A 25388-nucleotide genomic window follows, 5' to 3' on the forward strand; every position below is an offset into this window, starting at 1 on the left:
CGCATCATGTCTTGGCGATACCGCCTGGGGGCCGTGGCGGGAAGCGGGGAATGCCGCACTTTCGTGTGAGCCATCGGTCGACGCGGGAGTGCGCCGGCCATGTGCCGTCTTGAAAATACGGCTTCAGGGTTTACCCTTCCCTTCATGAAGATCGGCTCGGATCGTGACGATGAGGCGGACGCCGCCGGGGAATTCCTCGACGGCAAGATGCTGGTGGCGATGCCCGGCATGCGCGACGAGCGCTTCGCCCGGAGCGTCATCTATCTGTGCGCCCATTCCACCGAGGGGGCGATGGGCATCATCGTGAACCAGCCCGCTCCCAACATCAGCTTCCCCGACCTGTTGGTGCAGCTCGATGTGATCCCGGACGAGGAACGCATCAGCCTGCCGGTGCGGGCGGGTGCGGTGAAGGTGCTCAAGGGCGGGCCGGTGGAGACCGGGCGCGGCTTCGTGCTGCATTCGGCGGATTTCTTCATCGAGAATTCGACGCTGCCAATCGACGAGGGCGTGTGCCTCACCGCGACGCTGGACATCCTCAAGGCGATCGCGCGCGGGCGGGGGCCGGAAAGCGCGGTGCTGGCGCTCGGCTACGCCGGCTGGGCGCCCGGGCAGCTCGAGAACGAGATCCAGCAGAATGGCTGGCTGCACTGCACGGCCGATGCGGCGCTGATCTTCGGAACGGACACCGGCGGCAAGTACGATCTCGCGCTGCGCAAGATCGGCATCCATCCGGGCATGCTCTCGAGCGACGCCGGCCACGCCTGAGGCGAGCCTTCTCCATCACGAACGGATGTCGATCCGCCCTCAGCCCTGCGACGCCGCCTTCGGCGGTGCCGGGGGCTCGCCTGCGGGCGGGGCGGCGGGAGGCGTGCGGGCATCCGCTGCCGCGCGCGGCGGGGCGGGGCGTACCGCGGGCTTGCCTTCCGCGGCGCGGGGCGGGGCAGGGCGGGGAGCGGCGTCGGCCGGCCGCGGCTCGGCGGGGCGCGAGCGGGCGAGGCGGGTGCGCTCCAGCAGCGAGGCGGCGGGGGCCTTCTCCGCCGGCTGGATCATGCGGCGGACATCCTCGGCCGACATCGGCTCGCCGAACAGGAAGCCCTGCGCATAGCGGCAGCCGAGCTTGGCGAGCGCCGCCGCCGCGGCCTCGGTCTCGGCGCCCTCCGCGACGACTTCCATGCCCAGTTCATGCGCCATGTTGATGACCGCGCGCAGGATCACCGGCCGCTGGCGGCCGCCGCCACGACCGAGACCCTTCACGAAATTCTGATCGATCTTGATGGTGTCGAAGGGAAAGCGCTGGAGATAGGCCAGCGAGGAATAGCCCGTGCCGAAATCGTCGAGCGAGAGGCCGGCGCCGAGTTCGCGCATGCGCAGCAGCATCTGCGCGGCGTATTCGGGATTCTCCATCACCAGCGATTCGGTGAGTTCCAGCTTCAGCGTGCCGGGCGCCACCACGTTGCGGGCGAGCACCGCCCGCAGGTCCTGGATCAGGTCGTGCCGCAGGATCTGGCGCGAGGAGACGTTGACGCTGACGAAGAGCGGCTCGCCGCGCAGGCTGCGCTGCCAGCTGCCGAGCTGGCGGGCCGCCTGGTCGAGCACGAACAGGCCGATGTCGACGATCAGCCCGGTCTCCTCGGCGATGCCGATGAAGTCATCCGGCGAGAGCGTGCCGAGCGTCGGGTGGTTCCAGCGCACCAGCGCCTCGAAGCCGGCGGGCTTGCGGGTGTCGAGGTGGACGATGGGCTGGTAGAGCACGTTCATCTCGCCGCGCTCCAGCGCCCGGCGCAGGTCGCTCTCCAGCGTCAGGCGGTCGAGCTTGTGCGTGCGCATGGCGGCGCGGAACACCTCGATGCGGTCGCCGCCGACGCGCTTGGCGAAGTACATGGCCAGCTCGGCGTCCTTCAGCACCTCCCCGGCGGGACGCTTCTGGCCGTCGGCGAGGATGAGGCCGATCGAGGCGGTGATGAAGATCTCGCGGTCGCCGAAGGTGATGGGCGCGCGCAGCGTGCGGCGCAGCGTGTCGGCGAAGGCGGTGATGCGCTCGGGATCGCGCTCGGACATCAGGATGATGCCGAAATGGTCGCCGCCGAGCCGGGCCAGCGTGTCCTGCTGCTTCATCAGCCGCATCAGCCGCCGGGCGACGGTGAGCAGGATCGAATCGCCCGCCGCCATGCCGAGACTGGCATTGACCTGCTTGAAGCGGTCGAGGTCGATCATCATCACGGTCGGCTTCAGCGTGTCGTCGACGCGGGTGAAGCCCATGGCCGAGGTGAGGCGGTCGAGGAAGAGTTCGCGGTTGGGCAGGCCGGTGAGGTTGTCGTGCACGGCGTCGTGCAGCATGCGCTCTTCGGCGGTGCGGGTCTCGGTCACGTCGGAGAGCGTGCCGATGCAGCGCACCACCTCGCCGTCGGTGCCCACGACCGGGCGGGCGCGCAGCGTGAACCAGAGATAGTGCCCGTCCTGCGCGCGCAGGCGGAAATCCTGGTCGATGCGCCCGCGCCGCTGGTCGAGCACGCCGTCCAGCGTGGCGCGGAAGCGGTCGCGGTCGCCGGGATGGATGACGTCGAGCCAGCCCGCCGCTTCCGCCTGTAGCGCGCCGCGCTTGAGGCCGAGCATCTGCTCGATCTCGGGGCTGACATGGATGCGGTCGGTGTCGACGTCCCAGTCCCACACGATGTCGCCGGCGCCGGCGATGGCGAGCGCGCGGCGCTCGAGGTCCTGTGTCGAGCCCTGAAGCGCGCCGAGGCCGGCGAAGGCGTGCTGCATGACCGTGAAGCCGATCAGCATCACGATGAGCACGAGGCCGCCGAGCAGGGCGGGAGCGACGAGATCGTTGCCGATGCGCCCGGTGACGGCGAGGCCGGCCGCCACCACCCACACCACCAGCAGGAACAGCGTCGGGATGATCAGCACCGCGCGATCGTAGTGGTGGATGGCGAGCCAGATCACCATGGCGAAGGAGAGGATCGACACGGTGAACAGCGACACGCGGGCAATGCCCGCCGCCACCGCGGGATCGAGCAGGGCGAGGCCGACCAGCGCGGCCAGAAACACCAGCCAGCCGAGCGCGATATGGGCGTAGCGCACGTGCCAGCGGTTGAGGTTGAGATAGGCGAACAGGAACACCACCAGCGTCGCCGCCAGGATCGCCTCGCCGGCCGCCCGCCAGAACTGCTGCGCCAGCGGGGAGATGCCGAACACCTTCGACCAGAAGCCGAAGTCGAGGCCGATATAGCCGAGCACCGCCCAGGCCAGCGCGGCGGCGGCCGGGAACATCACCGATCCCTTCACCACGAACAGGATGGTGAGGAACAGCGCCAGCAGGCCGGCGATGCCGATGACGATGCCGTTGTAGAGGGTGAAGGAGTTGACCTTGTCCTTGAACGCCTCCGGCTCCCACAGATAGAGCTGCGGCAGCTGCGGGCCGGTGAGCTCGGCGACCAGGGTGACGGTGGTGCCGGGGTCGAGCGTGACGAGGAAGACGTCCGCGTCCGGGGCGTTCTGGCGTTCGGGACGGAAGCCCTGGCTGGCGGTGATGTTGACGATGCGGCGGTTGCCGAGATCGGGCCAGAACACGCCCGAGCCGACCATGCGGTAGTGCGGCGCGACGATCAGCCGGTCGACCTGCTCGTCGGTGTTGTTGGCGAGCGCGAAGGCGGCCCACTGGCTGCCGCCGGTCGGCCCGGCGGCGATGGCGCGGACCTCGATGCGGCGGACGATGCCGTCGGCGCCGGGGGCGGTCGAAATCTGCAGCCGGTCGGTGTCGCTATGGAACTGCTCGATGGCGGGGGCGAGGTCGATGACCAGCGCATCGAGACGGATGGCGATCGCCTCGACGGCGCGCGCAGGGGTGGCCAGAACGCCGGTCGCCAGCACGAGAGCGGCAAGGATTAGTCGGACCACGCCCAATGAGTGCCACCTCGCAAACAACGCCGAACGCGACCTTCGAACGATCTCCGGCGGAATGAGTAGCGGTGCCGCGCGGCGGGAGCAAGGCGCGCCGCGGCACAAGCGTGCCGGATCGCACCGGCACGCGAACGATTTCGCGTATCAGGCGACGGTCAGCACGATCTTGCCGACATGCGCGCTCGACTCCATGCGGGCATGGGCGCCGGCGGCATCCGCCAGCGGGAAGGCGCGATCCATCACCGGCTTCACCGTGCCGGCGGCGAGGAGCGGCCACACCTTCGCCTCGAGCGAGGCGGCGATCGCCGCTTTCTCGGCGTTGGGCCGCGAGCGCAGGGTCGAGCCCATATGCGAGAGGCGCTTCAGCATCAGGCGCATATAGTCGATCTGCACCTTCGAGCCTTCCATGAAGGCGATCTGCACGATGCGGCCCTGCGGCGCGGCCGCCTCGTAGTTACGGGCGATGTAGGAGCCGCCGACCATGTCGAGGATGACGTTGACGCCCTTGCCGGAGGTCGCCTCCTTGATCACCGCGACGAAATCCTCGGTCTTGTAGTCGATGGCGACATCGGCGCCGAGATTGCGGCAGACGTCGCATTTTTCCGTGCTGCCGGCGGTGGCGAACACCCGGGCGCCGAAGGCCTTGGCGAGCTGGATCGCCGTGGTGCCGATGCCGGAGGTGCCGCCATGGACGAGGAAATTCTCCCCCGCCTTCAGCCCGGCGAGGTCGAACACGTTGGTCCACACAGTGAAGAAGGTCTCGGGGATCGCGGCGGCCTCGGCGAGCGACAGGCCGGCGGGCACGGGCAGGGTGCTGCCCACCTCGGCGAGGCAGTATTCCGCATAGCCGCCGCCGGAGACGAGGGCGCAGACCTCGTCGCCCGTCTTCCAGCGCGTTACCCCCTCGCCGAGCGCGACGACGGTGCCCGCGATCTCGAGGCCGGGAATGTCGGGCGCGCCGGGCGGGGGCGGGTAGAAGCCCTTGCGCTGCATCACGTCGGGGCGGTTCACGCCGGCGGCCGCGACCTTGACGAGGATCTGCCCCTTGCCGGCAACCGGCACAGGCCGCTGCTCCGGCACCAGAGCCTCCGGACCGCCCGGGGTCGGAATGGCGATGGCCGTCATATGGGCGGGCAGGTCGGTCACGGCAGGTCTCCTTCGGCGGCGGACGACGCGGTCGGTGGTGCAGGCTACTAGGCCAGCGGGCGCATGCTGGCAACCGCGGCCGGCTCGCCATAGTCTGCCGGCGGTCCGAACGAGGGAGGCCGGTAATGGCTGTGGATGACGAGGCGGCGCGGCCCGCGCGGGCGGCGCACGAGGTGGGGGGCGACCTCTCGACGCTGTCGGAAACCGAGATCGAGGAGCGCATCGCCGCGCTGGAGGCCGAGATCGTGCGGCTGCGCGCGGCGCTCGCCGCCAAGCGCGCGTCCCGCGTCGCGGCGGACGCCTTCTTCAAGCGATAGACCAAACGCCGGGGGCGCGCGGGCTTTTCGCGCCGTGAGCGGATCGGCTTAACCTCGGATTAAGCTTTCCGGTTCATTACTGCGGTTGTCCAGTTTCTGGACGCGAGTGGCTCCTGTCCACTCTGTTTGACGCCTCCCTGTCATACTTTTGAGCCGCCTTCGGGCGGCTCTTTTTTCATGTGCGGGTGGGTGAGCGTGCCGTTTCGGGACGCAAGCGCTGGTCTCCCGCTTGCTGGTCTGCCGCCTTGCCGCTGGACAGCGGCGGCGCGCTGGGCAACGCATGCGACGGGGGACGTGCCGTGAGATTCGCACGATCGGAACCGGTGGGCGGGACTGCCGCGCTCAGGGGTATCGTGGAAGCAGGAAGACGATGACAGAGGCGTTCAGGAATCCGCCGGCCGTGAGCCTCGGCCAGCGCATGGCCGTATCACAGGTATTTGATGCCCTGTTTCGCGAAGGCATGGGGCTGGTGGAGCGCACCGCGGCCTATCTCGACGGCTCCGGCCGCGAGGAGGCGCGCGCGCTGGCCCGCCCCGCCAGCCACGCCTATGCCATCGAGAGTATGCGGCTCACCACCCGGCTGATGCAGCTCGCCTCGTGGCTGTTGCTGCAGCGCGCGGTGAACGAGGGCGAACTGACGCCCGAGGACGCGGTGCGCGAGAAGAGCAAGGTCGATCTCGGCCGGCTCGAGCCGCTCGATCCCGATCACGCCCGGCTGCTGCCCGATTCGCTGATCGCCCTCATCGCCGATGTGCGCGATCTCCAGCGCCGCATCCTGCGGCTCGACGCCTCGATCTATCAGGACGGCGATCGCACCGAGGCCGACAATGCCGTGGTGCGGCAGATGGATCTGCTGAAGGCCGCCTTCGGCGCGCGGGGCTGAGACGCCCGCGCCTCGTATCGCGAGGCGAAAAGCCGCGAGAGGCGCTAAGAAACCGTCTCGGCGTCATGCCGGAGTGGCCGGCAGCGATATCCGGGAGCGTGCCCCGCAGCGCCACACGATTCCGGCTCGCTGGCTTTGCCGTCGTCCGGGATGATGGCGTTCGAGCCCGGCTCGGCGCCGTGCGGGGATCACGGCTTCCGGATCCGTGCCGCTTACCGCCGTTCGCGAGACGCGAAAAAGCGGCCCCCGCTTGCGCGGAGGCCGCTTTCGTGACGTTCGGACGTTCGCTTCGCCGGCCCGAATCAGGCCTTGAGGAAGCCCGCGAACTTCTTCTGGAACTTCGACACGCGGCCGCCGCGGTCGAGCAGCTGCTGCGAGCCGCCGGTCCAGGCCGGGTGGGAGGTCGGATCGATGTCGAGCTGGAGGGTGTCGCCCGCCTTGCCCCAGGTCGTCCGCGTCGTGTACTCGGTGCCGTCCGTCATCACCACCTTGACGAAGTGGTAATCGGGATGGATGTCGCTCTTCATGGGTCACATCCTCGCCGCCGCGTGGCCGGCCCCACCGGGGAGCCTCGCGGCGATCTTCAAAAACGATCCTGCCGGAAATCCGCGCGGGTCTATAGCCGAGACCGGACCGTGACACAAGCCGAGCCGACCGCGCGCCGCACCGCCGATGCGAAATCCGCCTCCTCGCGACGTTTCGGTCCGCTCAAGGCCTTGTGGCCGCACATCATCCGCTATCGCGGGCGGGCGCTCGCCGCGCTCGCCGCGCTGATCGTGGCGGCGCTGGCGACGCTCGCCGTGCCGATCGCGGTGCGGCGGATGATCGATTTCGGATTCGCGCTCGACCATGCCGGCTTCATCGACCGCTATTTCGGGGTGATGCTGCTGGTGGTCGGGGTGCTCGCGGGGGCCTCGGCGCTGCGCTACTACCTCGTGATGACGCTGGGCGAGCGCATCGTCGCCGACCTGCGCACCGGGGTATTCGCGCATCTGCTCGATCTCGACGGCGGGTTCTACGACACCGCGAAGTCGGGCGAACTCATCTCGCGGCTGACCGCCGACACCACCCAGATCAAGTCGGCGGTGGGCGCCTCCGCTTCCATCGCGCTGCGCAACATCGTGCTGTTCATCGGCGCGACGGTGATGATGATCATCACCAGCCCGTGGCTCTCGGCGCTGGTCATCGTCGCCATTCCGCTCATCGTCGTGGTGCTGCTCGGCTCCGGGCGCGGCGTGCGCAAGCGCTCGCGGGCGGCGCAGGATACGCTCGCCGAGGCCTCCGCCTATGCCGCGGAAGCGATCGGCGGGGTGCGCACGCTCCAGGCCAACACCGCCGAGCGGACCGCCGAGGGGCGTTTCTCCGGCGAGGTGGAAGGCGCCTTCGGCGCGGCCCGCGGGGCGATCCGGGCGCGGGCGCTGCTCACCGGGGTAGGCATTTTCCTCGTCTTCGCCAGCGTGGTCGCCATCCTCTGGGCCGGCGCCAACGCGGTTCTGGCCGGCACCATGACGGCGGGCACGCTGGGCCAGTTCGTGCTCTACGCGGTGCTGGCGGCGAGCGGGCTCGGCCAGCTCGGCGAGGTGTGGGGCGAGGTCTCGCAGGCGGCCGGGGCGACCGAGCGGATCGCCGAACTGCTCGAGGTGCAGCCGGCCGTGCGGGCACCGGCGTCGCCGCTCGCCCTGCCGGAGCCGGCGCGCGGGGCGGTGCGATTCGAGAATGTGAGCTTCGCCTATCCGACGCGCCTCTCGCAGCCGGCGTTGTCGGACGTCTCGTTCGAGGTGAGGCCGGGCGAACGGGTCGCGCTGGTCGGGCCTTCGGGCGGCGGCAAGAGCACGCTGTTCCAGCTGCTGCTGCGTTTCTACGACCCGACGGCGGGGCGCGTGACGCTCGACGGCGTCGATCTCGCGGCCATCGACCCGCGCGCGGCGCGCGCCCGCATCGCGCTGGTGCCGCAGGAGGTGGCGATCTTCGCCGCCTCGGTGCGCGACAACATCCGCCTCGGCCGGCCGGATGCCACCGACGCGGAGGTGGAGGCGGCCGGGCAGCTCGCGCTCGCCGACGAATTCGTCGAGCGCCTGCCGGAGCGCTGGGATACGCAGCTCGGCGAGCGTGGCATCACGCTTTCCGGCGGCCAGCGCCAGCGCATCGCCATCGCCCGCGCCATATTGCGCCGGGCGCCGCTGCTGCTGCTCGACGAGGCGACCTCGGCGCTCGACGCCGAGAGCGAGACGCTGGTGCAGAAGGCGCTGGACCGCTCGATGGAGGGGCGCACCACGCTGGTGATCGCGCATCGGCTCTCGACGGTGCTCTCCGCCGACCGCATCCTCGTCATCGAGCATGGGCGCGTGGTCGAGGAAGGCACGCATCAGAGCCTCGTCGCGCGCGGCGGGCTCTATGCGCGTCTCGCCGCCCTGCAGTTCGGCGAGGCGGCCTAGCGACGGGGAGCGCGATGCGAAAGCCGGGGAGCGTCAGGGGGCTGGAGGAGCTCGGCCGGGTGCGGTTATCCCCCAGCTTCTTCCTGCGCGATTTCCTGCATTCAGAGATCGCCAGCGTCCACGGCCTGCCGAACATCCCCGACGATCCGGACCTCGCCATCGCGGTGGGCACGCGGCTGTGCACCGAATTGCTCGAACCTCTGCAGGCCCGGTTCGGGCGGCTCAGTATCCGCTCGGCCTATCGCGCGCCGGAGGTGAATCGGCTCGGCAACGAGCGGAACTACAACTGCGCCTCCAACGAGGCTAGCGCCGCCGGCCACATCTGGGACCGGCGCGACCGCGACGGTCATATGGGCGCGACGGCCTGCGTCGTCGTTCCCGCCTTCGTCGCCCATTACGAGGCGACCGGCGACTGGGAGGCGATGGCGTGGTGGGTGCACGACCATCTGCCCTATGCGGCGATGGAGTTCTTCCCCAGGCTCGCCGCCTTCAACCTGACCTGGCACGAAGCGCCGAAGCGGACGATCTACAGCTACATCCCGCCCCGCCGCGGCTACCTGACGCGTCCCGGCATGCCGAACCACGAAGGCTCGCACGCGGGGGCGTACGCGGTGTTGGGTAGGTAGAGGAGCGCGAGGGGAGGGGCGGCAGATCCCGGTGGGTGCCGGAGCCGGCTTGACAGAGACGGCGCACCCCTACAGCCTGATGTGGTGCCAGGATAGGGTTGTTCATGTGGAACTTGGAGCTGGACGAGGCTGCCGCTACGGCCTTGATCGTGAACGCCTTTCTCGCCAAGCCTCTGAAGCCGGGGGAGGAGAAGGCGGTGCGAGCGATAGCCCGGAAACCCGTTGGTACCTGCGCCGAGATCGGTGCCGTGGTGGGGTGGCCGCCGATCTACTGGGACATGGCCTTCGGCAAGGCCTGCGGTGCCCGCCGGGAAATCCTCGCGCCTCTCGAGCCCGCGGTCGGTGCCGGCAAATTGAAGCCCATTCGCCTCCTTGCCAATTTCGAGCATTCCACTCGCAGATGGACCCTCAAACCCGCAGCGGTCGCCGCTTTCCAGCAGCTCGGATACATCTGACTGATCACCCCTTCGCCCTTCTAGCCTGTCTGGGATCACTCCTCGCAGTATCGTCATGCCGGACTGCCGCGCCGACGAAGAGCCGGGATCTGTCACCCGCATACCCACCGATCCCGGATACGGCCTCCGGCCGCTCCGGGATGACGCCCGTGGAGGGCTATCGAAGCGGGCTGTTAAGTCCCTACCTGCCACTCATAGCGCCAGATCGGCAAGCCCGAACGCGGGTTGGTGCTCTCGCCGGTGCGCTGGAAGCCCTCGCGCTCGTAGAAGCGGACGGCGCGGGGATTGTCGCGGTTGACGTCGAGCAGAAGCCCGGCGGGGGAGAGGCGGCGGGCCTCGGCCAACAGCGCAGCCGCGACGCCGCTGCCCCACCAGGTCGGGCTGACCGCGAGCTGGTCGAGATAGCCCGTGGCCGGGTCGACCACGACGAAGCCGGCGAGGGTGCCGTTGCCTGCGTCGAAGGCGAGGCGCGTCGCCGCGCCGGCCGCCTCCAGCGCGGCCAGATGATCGACGATGAAGCCGCGCCGCGCCTCGAAATCGATGGCCGGGAGCGTCGCGCTCCAGCCTGCCACCCACAGGTCGATCATCTCCGGCAGGTGCGCCGGAACCTTCGGGACGATGTGCAGGGCCGGTGTCGGTCGCTCGCTCACCGCCGTCGCCTCCGGATTCGAACGGGATCAGGCGCGTGCGTCATGGCCGGGCGTGTCCCGGCCATCCACGTCGTCGGGCGTGCCGGTGCGCACAAGTCGTGGATGCCCGGCTCGAGGCCGGGCATGACGTCGCGCGGCACGGGCGCGCGGGGTATCCCTTCACCCGCTTACCGACACGAGGTGCAGGCGCGCTCATCGCTCGGTGAGCTTGAGCTCGATGCGCCGGTTCTTGGCGCGGGCCTCGTCGGTATCGGCGCCGTCGATCGGCTGGTACTCGCCGAAGCCGGCGGCGACGAGCCGCGAGGGGCTGATGCCCTTCGAGACCAGATACTGCACGACGGCGATGGCGCGGGCCGCCGACAGCTCCCAGTTCGAGGGGAATTGCGGCGTCGCGATCGGCCGGTTGTCGGTGTGGCCGTCGACCCGCAGCACCCAGGCGATCTCGGGCGGGATCTCCTTTTCCAGCGCGGTGATCGCCTCGGCGATCTTGTCGAGCGCCGGCAGGGCGGAGGGGTTCAGCGCCGCCGCACCGGCATCGAAGAACACTTCGGACTGGAACACGAAGCGGTCGCCGACCACGCGCACATCGTCGCGATTGCCGAGGATGGCGTTGAGGCGGCCGAAGAACTCGGAGCGGAACCGCGTCAGTTCCTGGACGCGCTGGGCGAGGGCGACGTTGAGGCGGCGGCCGAGATCGGCGAGCTTGGACTGGCTCTCGCGGTCCTTCTTCTCGGAGATGTCGAGCGCCTCCTCCAGCGCCGCCATCTGCCGGCGGAGCGCCGCGATCTGCTGGTTGAGCAGGTCGATCTGGGCGAGGGCCTGCGCTGCGAGGTCCTTCTGCTGGGAGAGCTCCCGGCCCAGTTGGACCGCGCGGGCGTCGGCCTCCGAGGTGTCGGCAGGCGCCGGCAGACTGACGATCGCCTGCCGCAGCTTGTCGCGCTCGGCCTCCGCGGTGGCGAGGCTGGAGCGCAGCGCACCGAGCTCGCCATCGGCGGTGTCGTTGTTGGCGCGCTCCAGCGCCAGCAATTCGGTCAGCTCGCGGATCTGCGCCTGCAGGCGCTGCAGCGCGGTGTCCTTGCCGCTCATCTCCTGCGTCAGGAAGAACTGCGCGAGGACGAAGATGGAAAGCAGGAAAACGAAGACCAGCAGCAGCGTCGACAGCGCGTCGACGAAACCCGGCCAGTAGTCGATCCGGCGTTCGCTGTTGCGGGAGCGGCCGAGGCCCATGTCAGGACGTCCTCACCGGGGCGTCCTCACGCCCGCTCGCGATCGGTATCGCTGCGCGCAAGACGCTCCAGCAGCTTCTTGATCTCCTTCTGCTGCTCGGCCTGGGCCTCGACCCAGTCGCGCACCATCTGCTGCTCGCCGCGCATGTGCTGGACGAGGCCCTGCAGGCTCTCGGCCAGATGCGCCATGGAGGCGGTGACGCGGTGCGAACCGGCTTCGGTCATGGTGCGGTCGAGCTTCTCGATCGCCTGGACGAGGGCGACATAGCTCGGCGGGGGCAGGGCGGGGGCGGGCGTCGGCTGGGACGGTGCGGCCGCCGCGGCGGGGGGCGGCAGGGTCGGCCCGGCGAGAGGTGGCATCACCGGCCCGGCGACGGGGAGGGGAACCGGCACCGGGCGCGGCGGCAGGTCGGCGCCGAGATCGGCGACCGTGGTCGAGAGCCAATCCTCGAGGTCAGTGTAGAAGCGGGTCTGCGCCTGTCCCGCCTGAAGGTCGAGGAAGCCCAGCACCAGCGAGCCGGCGAGGCCGAACAGCGACGACGAGAAGGAGATGCCCATGCCGGCCAGCGGTGCGGCGAGGCCGGATTTCATCGCTTCCAGCACCGAGCCGGAATCGGGGCCGACATCGAGCGAGCCGATGACGCGGCCGATCGACGACACGGTTTCCAGAAGGCCCCAGAAGGTACCAAGCAGGCCGAGGAACACGAGGAGGCCGGTGAGGTAGCGCAGCAGGTCACGCGCCTCGTCGAGCCGGGTGCCGATGGAATCGAGGATGCCCCGCATCATCGACTGCGAGATGGCCATCCGGCCGATGCGATCACGCAGCAGCGCCGCCATCGGCGCCAGCAGGGTGGGCGCTCGCGACACGGCGAGGCCGGGATCGGCCATGCGGAAATCGTTGATCCACTGGACTTCCGGGAAGAGGCGCAGCACCTGCCGGAAGGCGAAGACGATGCCGATGAACAGCACGCCGAAGATGACGCCGTTCAGTCCGGGATTGGCGAGGAACGCGGCCCAGATCTGCCGGTAGAGCACCGCCGCCAGCGCGCCGCCGAGCAGCAGGAACACCACCATCCGCACCAGGAAGATGCGGGGCGAGGAGAGTTTATGGAATGGGTTCGCCGGTTGCGCCATGCCCGTCGCCTGCTCTCGCTCCCCCTGTTCCACCTCGGACCCGCCCCTCGGCGCGAGCCCCGTCATAGACGGATGGAATGGATCAGCCCGTCAAGCGCTGATTTGGCGACAAACCGATGAAGGTCTGATGATCCGGGCGGCGATTCAGGCCGCGCGCAGCACGGTGAGCAGGTTGCGGTGGATATTCTCGTTGCCGACGACGACGTGGCCCTTGTCGAGGATCTTGTCCCCTCCGTCCAGGTCGCTGGCATAGCCGCCCGCCTCGCGCACCAGGATGATCCCGGCGGCCATGTCCCACGGGGCGAGATTGCGTTCCCAGAAGCCGTCGAAGCGGCCCGCCGCCACCCAGGCGAGGTCGAGCGCGGCCGAGCCGGTGCGGCGCAGGCCCGCCACGCGCGGGGCGAGGGCGGCCATCTCCCGGCCGAACAGCGCGAGGTCGCCGCGGCCCATGTGCGGCAGGCCGCAGCAGATCACGGAATCAGCCAGCGCCTGGCGGCCGGCGACGCGGATGCGGCGGTCGTTCAGGAAGGCGCCGCGGCCCTTCTCGGCGATGAAGAGCTCGTCGGTGACGGGATTGAAGATCACCCCGGCGATCGGAACGCCATCCTTGGCCAGCGCCACCGAGATGGTGAAGAGCGGGATGCCGTGCAGGAAGTTGGTGGTGCCGTCGAGCGGGTCGATGATCCAGCGGTGTGCCGTGTCGGTGCCCTCGACCGCGCCGCTCTCCTCCATCAGGAAGCCGAAGCCGGGGCGGACCCGCGCGAGTTCCTCGTGCAGGATGCGCTCGGCCTTGCGGTCGGCATTCGAGACGAAGTCGCCAGGGCCCTTCACCGAGATCTGGAGGTTCTCCACCTCGCCGAAATCGCGGACGAGGGAGCGGCCGGCCTTGCGGACGGCCTGGACCATGACGGTCATGAGGGGCGTACGGATCATGGGAACACCAGGAAGGGGCGGCGTCCCGGGGACGCGCGAAAAGGTCAGGCGCCGGTTTCGCCCGCAGGAGGCAGCACGTCAAGGGCGCGGGCGCCGGTCAGGGATGCGCGCCACGCGCGGCGCAGGGCCGCGTCGGTCGGACGACGATCGGCGGGGCGGCGCCTGCTATCCCATCCCCACCGTCCCGGACGGGCCGGGACCGAGTTCGCGGGCGAGGTTCTCCAGCCGCTCGGCGGCAGTGAGCACGGCGTCGGCGATCGCATCCTCGGTCTGCTGGAGGCGCTCCATCGCGGCATCGCGGACGGCACGTTCGTTGGCGAGTTCCTGTTCGAGGGCGCGTCGCTGTCCGCGCGCCTCGCTCAGCTCGTCGGCGATGGTGATCGCCGCCATGATGGACAGGCGCTGGTCACCGATCTCGCCGAAGGCCCCGCGCAACTGGTCGATGCGCTGGTCGATGTCGGCGGCGAGGCGGGTGAGGTGATCCTCCTGCCCGTCGTCGCACGCCATGCGGTAGGCGCGGCCGGCGATGGAGACGGTGACATGAGCCATGGCGCGGGCCCTCAGCGTTCGTGGGCGGCGAGGACGGCGCGGATGGTCTCCATGGCGCTGCCGAGCCGGCGGGACACTTCCTCATTGGCGGCGGCGAGGCGCTCGGCGCGCCCTTCGGCGGTGTCGAGCGCGTCGGCGAGGCGCGAGCGATCCGTGCCGAGGGCGTGCAGCTGGGCGGCCATCGAGGCGTCCTGCCGCTCGCTTTCCAGGCGCCGCTCGACCGCCGCTTCCAGCGTGTCGATGGCGGCATACAGACGCCGGGTCGCGGTCTCGATGGAAGCGCGTTCGGCCATGCGGGGTCAGCTCCTGCTGGACACGCGAGTCACTCTTGCGAGCATCGATAGAGCCCGTGTCGGCATCGAGCGTCAACCGCGGGGTGTTTCGCGGCGCTCGCCCGGGGGGCTCACATCCGGGTTACAGACGGAACCCGCCCGCCCACGCATCGCGTTATCCGGCTTCCCGGCAGCTCCTCCTCCGTTAAGCTGCTTTGACAGCCTTGGGCGGGGTGATATCACTCCGCGCCCTTTCGCCGCGCCGCACCAAGCCCCCCGCCTGTGTCCGCGCATGACTTTCGGAGTTCCGTGACCCATGAACCGCGAAAAGCATGATCGCATGGCCAACGCCATACGGGCGCTCGCCATGGATGCCGTCGAAGCCGCCAAGTCCGGCCATCCCGGCCTGCCCATGGGCGCCGCCGACATCGCCGCGGTGCTGTTCGGCAAGGTGATGAAGTATGACCCCGCCGATCCGACGTGGCCGGATCGCGACCGCTTCATCCTTTCCGCCGGCCACGGCTCGATGCTGCTTTACTCGGCGCTGTATCTCACCGGCTACGAGGCGGTGACGATCGACGAGATCAAGCATTTCCGACAGCTCGGCTCGAAGACGCCCGGCCATCCCGAATACGGCCATACGCCCGGCGTCGAGACCACCACCGGCCCGCTCGGGCAGGGTCTCGCCAACGCGGTCGGCTTCGCGCTCGCCGAGCGTATGCTCGCCGCGCAGTTCGGAAGCGACCTGGTCGATCACTACACCTATGTGATCGCCGGCGACGGCTGCCTCATGGAGGGCATCAGCCAGGAGGCGATCGAGCTTGCCGGCCACCTGAAGCTCGGCAAGCTCATCGTGATGTGGGACGACAACCGCATCACCATCGACGGCGCGACGTCGCTTTCCACCTCGACCGACCAGATCGAGCGCTTCCAGGCCGCGGGCTGGGAGGCGACGCGGATCGACGGGCACGATCCGGAGGCGATCCTCGCCGCCATCGAGCGGGCGAAGAAGACCGGCGTGCCTTCGCTAATCGCCTGCCGCACCACGATCGGCTTCGGCGCGCCGACCAAGGCGGGCACGAACGGCGTCCATGGCGCCCCGCTCGGCGCCAAGGAGATCGAGGGCGCGCGTGAAAAGCTCGGCTGGCCCTATGCGCCCTTCGAGATTCCCTCCGACGTGCTCGACGCGTGGCGTCTCGCCGGCCTGCGCTCGAAGCCGGCGCACAAGGCATGGTCGCAGCGCCTCGCCGCCACCGAGCCGGGCCAGCGCTGCGAATTCGAGCGCCGCGTCCACGGGGAACTGCCCTCGACGCTGCAGAGCGTGATTTCCGGCGTGATCAGCAAGGCGATGGCCGATGGCGGTGCGGTGGCGACCCGCAAGTCGTCCGAAATCGTGCTGGAGGCGCTGACCGCCGCGATTCCGGAAATGGTGGGCGGCTCGGCCGATCTCACCCACTCCAACAACACCAAGACCAAGGCGACCTCGGTCTATGTCGAGCCGCCGAAATATGACGGCCGCTATGTCAACTGGGGCATCCGCGAGCACGGCATGGCGGCGGCGATGAATGGCATCGCGCTGCATGGCGGGTTTATTCCCTACGCCGGCACCTTCCTCGTCTTCTCCGACTATTGCCGTCCCTCGATCCGTCTTGCGGCGCTGATGGGCATCCGGGTGGTCTACGTCTTCACGCATGATTCCATTGGCGTCGGCGAGGACGGGCCGACCCACCAGCCGGTCGAGCAGATCGCGGCGCTCAGGGCGATCCCCAACCTGCTGGTGTTCCGCCCCTGCGACACGGTGGAGACGGCGGAGGCCTGGAAGCTCGCCCTCGAGCACACGAGCGGGCCGAGTGTGCTGGCGCTGACCCGGCAGAACCTGCCGCTGCTGCGGCACGAGGGCGGCGAGCGCTGCCTGACCGCGCGGGGAGCCTACGAGATCGCTCCGGCCGGCCGGGAGGCGGATGTCTCGCTCTTCGCCTCGGGGTCCGAGGTTTCGCTCGCGGTCGCGGCCAAGGCGCTGCTGGACGCGGACGGCATCGCGACGCGGGTCGTGTCGGTTCCGTCGTTCGAGCTTTTCCTCAACCAGCCGGAGGAGACGCGCCGGCAGGTGATCGGCAAGGCGCGGGTGAAGGTGGCGGTCGAAGCCGGCATCCGGCAGGGCTGGAGCGACATCGTCGGTTCCGACGCCGCCTTTGTCGGGATGACCGGCTTCGGCGCTTCCGGCCCGGCCGACCAGGTGTTCAAGCATTTCGGCATCACCGCCGAAGCGGTGGCGACCACGGCGCGCACGCGGCTCAAGGCGGCGGCCAAGTCCTGAGGCGCGGCCGGCGCACCGACAGGTCGGCGCGCCGGCATATGACCGGGATCGGCAAGTCTAGGCGAGGGCCGATCGAGAAACCGGACAGTCGAGGCGCCGAACAGGTCTGGCATACAGAACACCAGTTTCTCGCCATGCCATCTGCGCAATTGTGCCGCGCAGGGCACAAAGGCGGCTAGTCCTTGCGGCAATGCCACGCTATGACGCCTCTGCGCGGTAGGCACGGGATCGATACGGATCAATCGGGGATAGACGCATGACGCTCAAGGTTGCCATCAACGGGTTCGGACGCATCGGCCGCAACGTGCTGCGCGCCATCATCGAGTCCGGCCGCACCGATATCGAGGTGGTCGCCATCAACGACCTCGGGCCGGTCGAGACCAATGCGCACCTGTTCCGCTTCGACAGCGTCCACGGCCGGTTCCCCGGCGAGGTGAAGGTCGACGGCGACACCATCGATGTGGGTCGCGGGCCGATCAAGGTGACGGCGGTGCGCAATCCGGCCGAACTGCCGCACGCCGCGCTCGGCGTCGACATCGCCCTGGAGTGCACCGGCATCTTCACCGCCAAGGACAAGGCCTCCGCTCATCTGGCGGCCGGCGCGAAGCGCGTGCTGGTATCCGCCCCGGCGGAAGGCGCCGACCTCACCGTCGTATACGGCGTGAACCACGACAAGCTGACCAAGGATCACCTCGTCGTTTCCAATGCCTCGTGCACGACAAACTGCCTCGCGCCGGTCGCCAAGGTGCTGAACGATGCCATCGGCATCGACCATGGCTTCATGACGACGATCCACTCCTATACGGGCGACCAGCCGACGCTCGACACCATGCACAAGGATCTCTACCGCGCCCGCGCCGCGGCGCTGTCGATGATCCCGACCACCACGGGCGCGGCCAAGGCGGTCGGCCTCGTGCTGCCGGAACTCGCCGGCCGGCTCGACGGCACCTCGATCCGCGTGCCGACACCGAACGTGTCGGTGGTGGACTTCAAGTTCGTCGCCAAGAAGAAGGTGACCAAGGACGAGGTCAACGCGGCGATCAAGGCCGCCGCCGCCGGCCCGCTCAAGGGCATCCTCGGCACGACCGACCAGCAGAACGTCTCGTCCGACTTCAACCACGACCCGCACTCCTCGATCTTCCACCTCGACCAGACCAAGGTGCTGGAAGGCAATTTCGTGCGCGTGCTGTCGTGGTACGACAACGAGTGGGGCTTCTCCAACCGCATGTCCGACACGGCGGTGGCGCTGGGCAAGACCTTCTGACGCCCCTCTGAGCGGCCGGCTCGCCGCTGGCGGGCCGCGCCCTGCGGGGACGCTCCGGGCGTCCCTCGTGGCCATTCCCTCCGGACAGAAGAGGGGAGGCGGAACCGGCGCCCGACGGGCGCCGAGCAAGCTGCGCGGCAATCCTCCGGATCGGGCCTTCCCATGACCATATCCTCCGCCTTCCGCACGCTCGACGACGCCGATGTCGCGGGCAAGCGCGTGCTCGTTCGTGTCGACCTCAACGTTCCCGTCGACAATGGCCGCGTGACCGACGACACCCGCATCCAGGCGGTGCTGCCGACCATCCGGGAGATCGCGGAGAAGGGCGGCAAGGTTGTCCTGCTGGCGCATTTCGGCCGGCCCAAGGGTATCGATCCCAAGCTCTCGCTGGAGCCGATCGCCGGTGAGGTCGCCTCCCGTCTCGGCAAGCCGGTGGCGTTCGCCCCGGCCACCATCGGCGAAATCGCTGAGGCAGCGGTGGCGAAGCTCCAGCCGGGCGACGTGCTGCTGCTGGAGAACACCCGCTTCGACCCGCGCGAGGAGAAGAACGACCCGGACTTCACCGCCGCGCTGGCGAAGCTCGGCGACATCTATGTCAACGACGCTTTCGCCACGGCCCATCGCGCCCATGCCTCGACCGAGGGGCTGGCGCATCACCTGCCGGCCTATGCCGGGCGCTGCATGCAGGTCGAGATCGAAGCGCTGGCCAAGGCGCTGGAAGCGCCGGAGCGGCCGGTGATGGCGGTGGTCGGCGGCGCCAAGGTGTCGTCGAAGCTCGAACTGCTCGGCAATCTCGTCGCCAAGGTCGACCTCCTCGTCATCGGCGGCGGCATGGCCAACACCTTCCTGTTCGCGGAAGGCGTCGATGTGGGCAAGTCGCTGTGCGAGCGTGATCTTGCCGGCACCGCACGTGCGATCGTCGAGAAGGCCAAGGCGGCGGGCTGCACCATCGTGCTCCCGGTCGACGCGGTGGTGGCGAAAGAGTTCAAGGCGCATGCCGACAACCGCGTGGTGCCGGCCGAGGGCGTCGACCCGGACGAGATGATCCTCGATGCCGGCCCCGCTTCGGTCGCCAATGTCATCGCCAAGCTCGCGGATGTGAAGACGGTGGTGTGGAACGGGCCGTTCGGCGCGTTCGAACTGGTGCCGTTCGACGTCGCCACGGTCGAGGTGGCCAAGGCGGTCGCCGACCTGACCGATGCCGGCAAGGTGCTCTCGGTGGCCGGCGGCGGTGATACGGTCGCGGCGCTCAACCATGCCGGCGTCGCCGGGCGGTTCAGCTATGTCTCGACCGCCGGCGGCGCCTTTCTCGAATGGCTGGAAGGAAAGCCGCTACCCGGTGTCGAGGCGCTGCGGCGCTGAAGCCTCGGCGTCCCGTCGGCCTCCGGACCCCGCTCCCTCGAGCGGGGTTTTTCGTTTCGGGCTGGGACGATTTGTCCGCGACCGTCCCGCGCGGCGGGCTGGACAAAGCCGGCGGCCCCACCTCTTATGCTGCGCTGCGGCAAGATCGCGCAGGTGCGCGGGGAGCGGGCGCGGATGAGGGGCTGAGCGATGCGTCACCTCATTTCGTTGCGGCGACCTCAGGACATCGGCGCGTTCGGTGCTATAACGCGCCGCAGTGCTGCCCAAGCGGAAGAACGGGCCGTTCGGGCGTGCGGTTAATCATTTCGTGCGGGAGACGACGATGACGGCAAGCCTCGACGAGGTTGCATACAAGCTGGCGGCAGGTGGCAAGGGCATCCTGGCGGCGGATGAAAGCAGCAGCACCATCAAGAAGCGGTTCGATGCGATCGGGGTCGAGTCCACCTTCGAGAACCGCCGCGACTATCGCGAGATGCTGTTCCGCTCCGACGAGGCGATGAAGAAGTACATTTCCGGCGTCATCCTGTTCGACGAGACGATCCGGCAGAAGGCGAAGGACGGCACGCCGCTGACCGCGCTGATCGAGGCGACCGGCTCCATCCCCGGCATCAAGGTCGATGCCGGCGCCAAGGCGCAGCCGGGCTTTCCGGGCGAGACCATTACCGAGGGCCTCGACGGGCTTGGTGCCCGCTTCAAGGAATATTACGAGCTCGGCGCGCGCTTCGCGAAGTGGCGTGCGGTGATCGACATCGGCGCGGGGATCCCGACCTATGGCTCGATCATCGCCAATGCGCAGGCGCTGGCCCGCTACGCCGCGCTGGCGCAGGCGGCGAACATCGTGCCGATCGTCGAGCCGGAAGTCCTCATGGACGGCGATCACGACATCGAGCGCTGCTACCACGTCACCGAATGGGTGCTGAAGGAAGTGTTCCAGCAGCTCTTCTATGCCCGCGTGCGGCTCGAAGGCATGGTGCTCAAGCCGAACATGGTGATCGCCGGCATGAAGGCGGCGAAGCAGGCCTCGGTCGCCGAGGTGGCCGAGCAGACCGTGCGCTGCCTCAAGAACTGCGTGCCGTCGGCGGTGCCGAGCGTCGCCTTCCTCTCCGGCGGTCAGTCGGACGAGGACGCCACCGCCCACCTCGACGCGATGATCCGGGGCGGCGGCCTGCCGTGGAACCTCACCTTCTCCTATGGCCGCGCGCTGCAGGCGGCGCCGCAGAAGGCGTGGTCCGGCAAGGCGGAGAATGTCGCGGCCGGCCAGGCGGCCTTCACGCACCGCGCGAAGATGAACTACCTCGCCGCGCTCGGCCAGTGGACGCCCGAGGTCGAGCTCAAGAAGGCGGCCTGACGCCGAGCGCGGAACGGCTCGTTCCGCTGCCGGCTCCGCCAACGAAAAACGCCGCCCCGAGGGGCGGCGTTTCTGTTTCATCGGTGGGATCAGCGACGCCCGCCGAACCCGCCGCCGAACCCGCCGCCGCCGAAGCGGCCGCCACCAAACCCGCCGCCGAAGCCACCGCCGCCGAAACGGTCGCCGCCGAAGCCGCCACCGCCGAAGCGATCACCGCCGAAGCCGCCATCGCCGCCACCGAAGCCGCGATCGAAGCCGCCGCGCGCCCCGAAATCGTCGACGCGATCCTGTCCCATGCTCTGGAACTGGCGCTGGTCGTTCAACCGGCTGACCTGGCTGTTGTCCATGTCGCGGTCCCAGCCGCCCGCAGCGTTCTGGTGCTGCCAATTGTTCGAGCCGGCATCGTACTGGTGGATGGTGCCGTCGTGGTCGGTGTAGACGTTGCCGTTGTTCCAGGCGACGGCATTGCCGGTGCGCGCGTTACCCGCCACGCCACGGCTGTCGACCGAGACCTTGCCGTTATTGTCGGTGATGCCGGTTTCCGAGGCATGTCCGGTGCCGGTGGTCGGGTTGAACCCGGCCGACTGGCGGCCTGCCGCGAAGTTGCCGGTATAGGCATTGCCCTCGATGCCGGCCCGCGAGGCGCCCTGCGCGCCGGTGTAGGGGTTGAAGCGGGCATTGTCCCGGCCGGCGGCGTAGTTGCCGGTATAGGCGTTGAACGCGCCGGCCTGACGACCGGCGAAGTCGGTGCCGTTGGCGGTGGTGCCGGCCCAGCGGCTGCCGCCCCATTCATTGCCGGTGTAGGGGTTGTAGCCCCAGGCATGGCCAACCGTGGCATAACCGCCCCAGCGGCCGTAGATGTTGGTCTGGTTGACGTTCACGCCATACCAGGGCCCGTGCCACGGCCCCGGACCCCAATAGGGGCCCCAGTAGGGAGCCGGCGCGCCCCAGGCATAGCCGGACGCGAAGCCGAAGGCGAAGCCGGTCGCCCAGGAGAAGGCGGCGTTGTAGCCGTAGGTCGCCGGGCAGCCGAACCAGTAGGAGCCGACATAGCCGGTGCAGTTGTAGCCGGTGCCGTAGACGACGGTGCCGGTGGGATCGAGCACGACGCCGAAATAGCCGGGCGTGTAGCCGACCGTCACCGCATCCGCCGTCGAGGCGTAGATCCGGACATAGGTGACGTAGTGGAGCGGCGACGAGGGCGGAATCTTGTAGATCTCGGCCGGCACCACATCGGCGACGACCCACGGGCCGGCCGGGGTGCTGGCGACGAACCAGACGCCCTGGAGCACCGCATAATAGCGCTCGGCATCGAGGCGGATCACCGGATAGCGGGTGTTTTCCGCATAGGCCAGCGAGGTGCCCTGGATGGGGACGAATTTGGGCTGGCCGCCGTCATACTGGATGTCGAGCTGGGTCGAGCGGGAGACGGTGGCGGTCTGCGGGATCGAGGCGGCGATGCGCGCCTCCCGCGCCTGCGGCGTGCCGGGCACGGACACCAGCGCGCTCGCCGCCGGATCGGTCGGCGAGATCTTGGCGAAGGCGGGCGGCAGCTGATTGCCCGGGACGAAGGCCCAGGGACCGGCAAAGCCGGGACCCTTGAACCAGCGTCCGGAGATCAGGACGTAGTAGCTGTTGCTGTCGGGGTCCATCAGCACGGCGTGGTCGGCATTGCTCATGGAGAGCAACGAGGTGCCGACCACCGGCTGCATCTGCGGCTGGCCGTTGACGACGACGATTTCGGTCGGGACCGTAGACACCACGACGGCTGGCGGCTGGGCGGGCTTCTTGCCGTCCGAGGGAAGCATCGGGTCGGGGGCCTCGGCGGCGGTTGCCGCGGTGGCCGCGTCGAGCAGCGCGTGGGGGACGCTCGTCGTCACCACCCAGTTCCCGTTCAGCGCGTTCGCCTCGTACCACGATCCGGCGACTTGAAGGTGGAACAGGCCGGCACTGTCCTGGAGCAGCAGGGCGCGGGTGTTGATCACGCGCTGGAACCCCTGGACGTTGGGCACGGGCTGCAGCACGGGCTGGCCGGCGATCGGGACCAGAAGCGTCGGAATATAGGCAAAGACGATCTTGGGCGGCGCGTTGTCCACGGGCACCGCCAGAGCCTGAACCTCCTCCTTCGAGGCGGCGTAGCTGGTGACGAGATGGTCGAGCGCCACCGTCATCCCCTCCGGCGGTACGCGCGACTGGATGAGGCTCTGCAACTGGCTGTCGAGGCTCGGCGCGGTCGGGACGTCGACCTTGGTGATCTCGATCAGGCTCAGTTGGGCGAGCTTGGCCGGCTTGTCCACCGCGACGCGCGCGGTGAAATGCGCGATGCCATAGGTGGGGTTGCCCTTGGCCGGGCCGACGGCGATGGCGGCGCGGCCGCTGAGCTGATCACCGTTCCAGCTCTCGATGAGCGGCTGATACATCTCGACGTGCTGGCCCGCCGCGTCGAAGGTGCGGGGCCAGGCGAGCGCGCCCAGCGCTGCCTGTCCGGGAGCCGCCTGAGGCGCCGCCTGACCGGGCGCGGCGGCCGGCTGCTGGGCGAGCGCCGCCGCTGGCTGAAGCAGGCTGGCCGCGAGCAGGGCGGCGGGGAAGAAGACGGCGGGCCGGGCGACATGCGCCAGAGCGGTTCGATGGGAGGAGCGGTTGCCGAACATGGTGTCCCTCGGGCGGGCGGGTTCTGGGCGGTTGCCGGTATTCGCTAGCACTGCCGCCCACGGGCTGAAAGCGGTTTCCTCCTAATACGCGGCGCGTTAAGACCGGCTGCACGCCCGGTGGAATCGGGCAGCATGCTTATCGACTCGCGGCGTCATGGCCGGCGGCTCCCCATGTGGGACGTGGCCGTGCTTTCGCCGCCATCATGCGGAATCTCTCGTCCCATGGCACGCATCGATCCCGAACCTGCGCGCAGGGCCGCGCGTCTCTATCTGATGACGCCGCCGCTGGACGGCGCGACCGACGCCTGGGCCGAGGCGCTCGACGCCGTGCGGGCGGCGGGCGATGTCGCGGCCGTGCTGGTCCGGCTCTCGCTCGATGGCGCGCCGGGACGCGACGAGCGGCTGGCGGCCTTCGTGGGGGCTTGTCAGGTGCTGGGCGTCGCCTGCCTGGTCGCCGGCGACGCCGTGGCCGCGATCGCCGCGGCGGCCGACGGGGCCCATCTCGACGGTGTCGCGGCCTTGCGATCGGCGCTTCCCGCGCTGCGTCCCGACCGGATCGCCGGCGTCGGCGGCTTGCGCACCAAGCACGACGCGATGACGGCAGCGGAGGCCGGGGCGGATTATGTGATGATCGGCGAACCCGACGGCGACGATCGCCGGCCGCCCTTCGCGGCGACGCTGGAGCGGGTGGAGTGGTGGTCGCAACTGTTCGAGACGCCCTGCGTCGGCTATGCGGGGTCGCTCGAGGAGGTCGCGCAATTGTCGGCGGCCGGAGCGGATTTCGTGGCGATCGGCACACCGCTCGCGCTCGAGGCCGGCGCCGATCGCGTGGCCGCGCAGCTCGCCGCCGGAGTTGCCGGCTGATGCGGCGCATGCTCGCGGTGGCGCTGACCTCGCTGGTGCTCGGCGCGGTGCAAACCCCGCTCCGGGCGGCAGAGGGCGATGATCCGCCACCGCCTCCCGCGGCTCGTTCCGCCACGCCGAAGGCGTCATCCGGCCCCGACGAAGCCTATGCCGCCTATCAGGCGGGCCGCTATCGGACAGCCTTCGACCTCGCTTTGAAGCAGGCGAGGGAGCAGGATAATGCCGCCTCCATGACGCTGGTCGCCGAACTCTACGCGCAGGGCTACGGTGTTCCCTACGATCTCGGGAAAGCCGCCCAGTGGTACCAGGCGGCGGCCCTGCGCGGCGATCCCGACGCTCAGTTTGCGCTTGGCGTGATGAAGCTGCAGGGTCAGGGGCAGCCGCTCGACAAGAAGGCGGCCGCGGAGCTGTTCCGGCAGGCGGCGGAAAAAGGCAACGCCGTCGCGGCCTATAATTACGGGCTGCTCTATCTCGAAGGCGATGTCGTGCTGGAGAGCCCGTCTCTCGCAGCGCAATGGTTCGAGAAGGCGGCCGAACTCGACCAGCCGGATGCGATCTATGCGCTCTCCGCGCTCTACCGCGAAGGCAACGGCGTGCCGAAGGATCCCACACGCACGGCCGAGCTGCTCCAACGTGCCTCCGCGCTGGGCCATACTGTCGCGACGGTCGAGTATGGCATCGTCGTCTTCAACGGCATCGGCGTTCCCAAGGACGAGGCGAAGGCGGCCGCCTTGTTCCGCAAGGCGGCGCTGGCCGGCAATGCCATCGGGCAGAACCGCTATGCGCGGGTGCTCTCGGCCGGGCGTGGCGTACCCCAGGACAGGGTGATGGCCGCGGCCTGGAACAAGGCGGCGGCCGCCCAGGGCCTCAAGGACGAGATGCTGGACAAGATGACCAGCGAGATGAGCGCGCAGGATCAGGCGATGGCCGATGCCATGCTGCGCACCTGGGCGGGGGAAAGTGCCGTTGCGGCGCCGACGCTGCCGTGAGGGCGCTGCCCTCTTTTCGGTGGACGGGCTCTGGTTTTCGCGCGCACGGCGTCCTAGATTAGCG

The 25388-nt window shown here is 69.3% G+C and carries 22 protein-coding genes; 12 read left to right on the plus strand and 10 right to left on the minus strand.

What is annotated here, in order from left to right; translation table 11 throughout:
* Nucleotides 1-144 precede the first annotated feature (144 nt).
* Entirely contained in the window at nt 145-765 is a 621-nt protein-coding gene (locus ACEUEL_RS02275) for a YqgE/AlgH family protein (RefSeq protein ID WP_405706532.1), read from the plus strand.
* Between the two features lie 39 nt (nt 766-804).
* Here ACEUEL_RS02275 and ACEUEL_RS02280 read toward each other — a convergent pair whose 3' ends face one another.
* Together ACEUEL_RS02280 and ACEUEL_RS02285 are read right to left on the minus strand one after the other, a co-directional pair.
* Nucleotides 805-3906, minus strand: coding sequence for an EAL domain-containing protein (locus ACEUEL_RS02280; protein WP_405701725.1), 3102 nt, complete (start codon nt 3904-3906; stop codon nt 805-807).
* Between the two features lie 141 nt (nt 3907-4047).
* Nucleotides 4048-5049: an NAD(P)H-quinone oxidoreductase gene (locus ACEUEL_RS02285; RefSeq protein WP_405701728.1), complete on the minus strand. Its 1002-nt coding sequence runs from the start codon at nt 5047-5049 to the stop codon at nt 4048-4050.
* 125 nt (nt 5050-5174) lie between these two features.
* On the opposite strand from ACEUEL_RS02285, the gene ACEUEL_RS02290 reads away from it, so the two are divergent.
* Nucleotides 5175-5366, plus strand: a complete 192-nt coding sequence (locus ACEUEL_RS02290) for a DUF1192 family protein (RefSeq protein ID WP_405701729.1) — start codon at nt 5175-5177, stop codon at nt 5364-5366.
* Nucleotides 5367-5736: 370 nt separating this feature from the next.
* Complete coding sequence (rcdA, locus tag ACEUEL_RS02295) at nt 5737-6249, plus strand: protease adaptor protein RcdA (protein WP_405701731.1); 513 nt, start codon at nt 5737-5739, stop codon at nt 6247-6249.
* Between the two features lie 302 nt (nt 6250-6551).
* On the opposite strand, the gene rpmE is transcribed toward rcdA, so the two are convergent.
* Nucleotides 6552-6776 carry a 50S ribosomal protein L31 gene (gene rpmE, locus ACEUEL_RS02300; RefSeq protein WP_405701734.1) on the minus strand — a complete coding sequence of 75 codons (225 nt, stop codon included), beginning with the start codon at nt 6774-6776 and terminating at the stop codon, nt 6552-6554.
* A gap of 108 nt (nt 6777-6884) precedes the next feature.
* Between rpmE and ACEUEL_RS02305 the strand changes: the two genes are divergently transcribed.
* From ACEUEL_RS02305 to ACEUEL_RS02315, 3 genes are all read left to right on the plus strand, one after another.
* The gene (locus ACEUEL_RS02305) at nt 6885-8684 is read left to right on the plus strand and encodes an ABC transporter transmembrane domain-containing protein (RefSeq protein ID WP_405701737.1); all 1800 of its coding nucleotides are present in this window, start codon (nt 6885-6887) and stop codon (nt 8682-8684) included.
* A gap of 14 nt (nt 8685-8698) precedes the next feature.
* The gene (locus tag ACEUEL_RS02310) at nt 8699-9310 is read left to right on the plus strand and encodes a hypothetical protein (RefSeq protein ID WP_405701739.1); all 612 of its coding nucleotides are present in this window, start codon (nt 8699-8701) and stop codon (nt 9308-9310) included.
* A gap of 104 nt (nt 9311-9414) precedes the next feature.
* Complete coding sequence (locus ACEUEL_RS02315) at nt 9415-9765, plus strand: hypothetical protein (RefSeq protein WP_405701741.1); 351 nt, start codon at nt 9415-9417, stop codon at nt 9763-9765.
* A gap of 173 nt (nt 9766-9938) precedes the next feature.
* Here ACEUEL_RS02315 and ACEUEL_RS02320 read toward each other — a convergent pair whose 3' ends face one another.
* From ACEUEL_RS02320 to ACEUEL_RS02345, 6 genes are all read right to left on the minus strand, one after another.
* Nucleotides 9939-10415 (minus strand): GNAT family N-acetyltransferase, encoded by a 477-nt coding sequence (locus ACEUEL_RS02320; RefSeq protein ID WP_405701744.1) that lies wholly within the window; start codon nt 10413-10415, stop codon nt 9939-9941.
* 192 nt (nt 10416-10607) lie between these two features.
* Nucleotides 10608-11642 carry a peptidoglycan -binding protein gene (locus ACEUEL_RS02325; RefSeq protein ID WP_405701747.1) on the minus strand — a complete coding sequence of 345 codons (1035 nt, stop codon included), beginning with the start codon at nt 11640-11642 and terminating at the stop codon, nt 10608-10610.
* A 26-nt stretch (nt 11643-11668) separates the two neighbouring features.
* Nucleotides 11669-12775, minus strand: coding sequence for a flagellar motor protein MotA (locus ACEUEL_RS02330; protein ID WP_405701750.1), 1107 nt, complete (start codon nt 12773-12775; stop codon nt 11669-11671).
* A 144-nt stretch (nt 12776-12919) separates the two neighbouring features.
* Nucleotides 12920-13708: an inositol monophosphatase family protein gene (locus ACEUEL_RS02335; protein WP_405701752.1), complete on the minus strand. Its 789-nt coding sequence runs from the start codon at nt 13706-13708 to the stop codon at nt 12920-12922.
* Nucleotides 13709-13873: 165 nt separating this feature from the next.
* Nucleotides 13874-14257: a cell division protein ZapA gene (locus ACEUEL_RS02340; RefSeq protein ID WP_405701754.1), complete on the minus strand. Its 384-nt coding sequence runs from the start codon at nt 14255-14257 to the stop codon at nt 13874-13876.
* Between the two features lie 11 nt (nt 14258-14268).
* Nucleotides 14269-14550 (minus strand): DUF4164 domain-containing protein, encoded by a 282-nt coding sequence (locus tag ACEUEL_RS02345; RefSeq protein WP_405701756.1) that lies wholly within the window; start codon nt 14548-14550, stop codon nt 14269-14271.
* Nucleotides 14551-14845: 295 nt separating this feature from the next.
* Between ACEUEL_RS02345 and tkt the strand changes: the two genes are divergently transcribed.
* From tkt to ACEUEL_RS02365, 4 genes are all read left to right on the plus strand, one after another.
* Nucleotides 14846-16846, plus strand: a complete 2001-nt coding sequence (tkt, locus tag ACEUEL_RS02350; RefSeq protein WP_405701758.1) for a transketolase — start codon at nt 14846-14848, stop codon at nt 16844-16846.
* A gap of 256 nt (nt 16847-17102) precedes the next feature.
* Nucleotides 17103-18110: a type I glyceraldehyde-3-phosphate dehydrogenase gene (gap, locus tag ACEUEL_RS02355; RefSeq protein ID WP_405701761.1), complete on the plus strand. Its 1008-nt coding sequence runs from the start codon at nt 17103-17105 to the stop codon at nt 18108-18110.
* 162 nt (nt 18111-18272) lie between these two features.
* On the plus strand, nt 18273-19472 hold the full coding sequence (locus ACEUEL_RS02360) for a phosphoglycerate kinase (RefSeq protein ID WP_405701763.1): 1200 nt from the start codon (nt 18273-18275) through the stop codon (nt 19470-19472).
* Between the two features lie 322 nt (nt 19473-19794).
* Nucleotides 19795-20820 carry a class I fructose-bisphosphate aldolase gene (locus ACEUEL_RS02365; protein ID WP_405701764.1) on the plus strand — a complete coding sequence of 342 codons (1026 nt, stop codon included), beginning with the start codon at nt 19795-19797 and terminating at the stop codon, nt 20818-20820.
* An 89-nt stretch (nt 20821-20909) separates the two neighbouring features.
* Here the strand turns inward: ACEUEL_RS02365 and ACEUEL_RS02370 are convergent, their stop codons facing one another.
* Entirely contained in the window at nt 20910-23471 is a 2562-nt protein-coding gene (locus ACEUEL_RS02370) for a carbohydrate-binding family V/XII (RefSeq protein WP_405701766.1), read from the minus strand.
* 222 nt (nt 23472-23693) lie between these two features.
* On the opposite strand from ACEUEL_RS02370, the gene ACEUEL_RS02375 reads away from it, so the two are divergent.
* Both ACEUEL_RS02375 and ACEUEL_RS02380 read left to right on the plus strand, forming a co-directional pair.
* Nucleotides 23694-24335, plus strand: coding sequence for a thiamine phosphate synthase (locus ACEUEL_RS02375; RefSeq protein ID WP_405701768.1), 642 nt, complete (start codon nt 23694-23696; stop codon nt 24333-24335).
* Nucleotides 24335-25324, plus strand: a complete 990-nt coding sequence (locus ACEUEL_RS02380) for a tetratricopeptide repeat protein (RefSeq protein WP_405701771.1) — start codon at nt 24335-24337, stop codon at nt 25322-25324. The genes ACEUEL_RS02375 and ACEUEL_RS02380 overlap by 1 nt, the downstream gene beginning before the upstream one ends.
* Nucleotides 25325-25388: the final 64 nt, after the last annotated feature.

It is taken from the genome of Ancylobacter terrae (assembly GCF_045108345.1).
Taxonomy (GTDB): domain Bacteria; phylum Pseudomonadota; class Alphaproteobacteria; order Rhizobiales; family Xanthobacteraceae; genus Ancylobacter.

Bases quoted from the DNA above. Each gene is read 5' to 3' on its own strand.
- ACEUEL_RS02340 (WP_405701754.1), bottom strand. From the start codon at position 14,257: ATGGCTCATGTCACCGTCTCCATCGCCGGCCGCGCCTACCGCATGGCG.
- ACEUEL_RS02290 (WP_405701729.1), top strand. From the start codon at position 5,175: ATGGCTGTGGATGACGAGGCGGCGCGGCCCGCGCGGGCGGCGCACGAG.
- ACEUEL_RS02370 (WP_405701766.1), bottom strand. From the start codon at position 23,471: ATGTTCGGCAACCGCTCCTCCCATCGAACCGCTCTGGCGCATGTCGCC.
- ACEUEL_RS02360 (WP_405701763.1), top strand. From the start codon at position 18,273: ATGACCATATCCTCCGCCTTCCGCACGCTCGACGACGCCGATGTCGCG.
- ACEUEL_RS02345 (WP_405701756.1), bottom strand. From the start codon at position 14,550: ATGGCCGAACGCGCTTCCATCGAGACCGCGACCCGGCGTCTGTATGCC.
- gap (WP_405701761.1), top strand. From the start codon at position 17,103: ATGACGCTCAAGGTTGCCATCAACGGGTTCGGACGCATCGGCCGCAAC.
- ACEUEL_RS02325 (WP_405701747.1), bottom strand. From the start codon at position 11,642: ATGGGCCTCGGCCGCTCCCGCAACAGCGAACGCCGGATCGACTACTGG.
- ACEUEL_RS02315 (WP_405701741.1), top strand. From the start codon at position 9,415: ATGTGGAACTTGGAGCTGGACGAGGCTGCCGCTACGGCCTTGATCGTG.
- ACEUEL_RS02330 (WP_405701750.1), bottom strand. From the start codon at position 12,775: ATGGCGCAACCGGCGAACCCATTCCATAAACTCTCCTCGCCCCGCATC.
- ACEUEL_RS02365 (WP_405701764.1), top strand. From the start codon at position 19,795: ATGACGGCAAGCCTCGACGAGGTTGCATACAAGCTGGCGGCAGGTGGC.
- ACEUEL_RS02310 (WP_405701739.1), top strand. From the start codon at position 8,699: ATGCGAAAGCCGGGGAGCGTCAGGGGGCTGGAGGAGCTCGGCCGGGTG.
- ACEUEL_RS02275 (WP_405706532.1), top strand. From the start codon at position 145: ATGAAGATCGGCTCGGATCGTGACGATGAGGCGGACGCCGCCGGGGAA.
- ACEUEL_RS02380 (WP_405701771.1), top strand. From the start codon at position 24,335: ATGCGGCGCATGCTCGCGGTGGCGCTGACCTCGCTGGTGCTCGGCGCG.
- rpmE (WP_405701734.1), bottom strand. From the start codon at position 6,776: ATGAAGAGCGACATCCATCCCGATTACCACTTCGTCAAGGTGGTGATG.
- ACEUEL_RS02335 (WP_405701752.1), bottom strand. From the start codon at position 13,708: ATGATCCGTACGCCCCTCATGACCGTCATGGTCCAGGCCGTCCGCAAG.
- ACEUEL_RS02375 (WP_405701768.1), top strand. From the start codon at position 23,694: ATGGCACGCATCGATCCCGAACCTGCGCGCAGGGCCGCGCGTCTCTAT.
- rcdA (WP_405701731.1), top strand. From the start codon at position 5,737: ATGACAGAGGCGTTCAGGAATCCGCCGGCCGTGAGCCTCGGCCAGCGC.
- tkt (WP_405701758.1), top strand. From the start codon at position 14,846: ATGAACCGCGAAAAGCATGATCGCATGGCCAACGCCATACGGGCGCTC.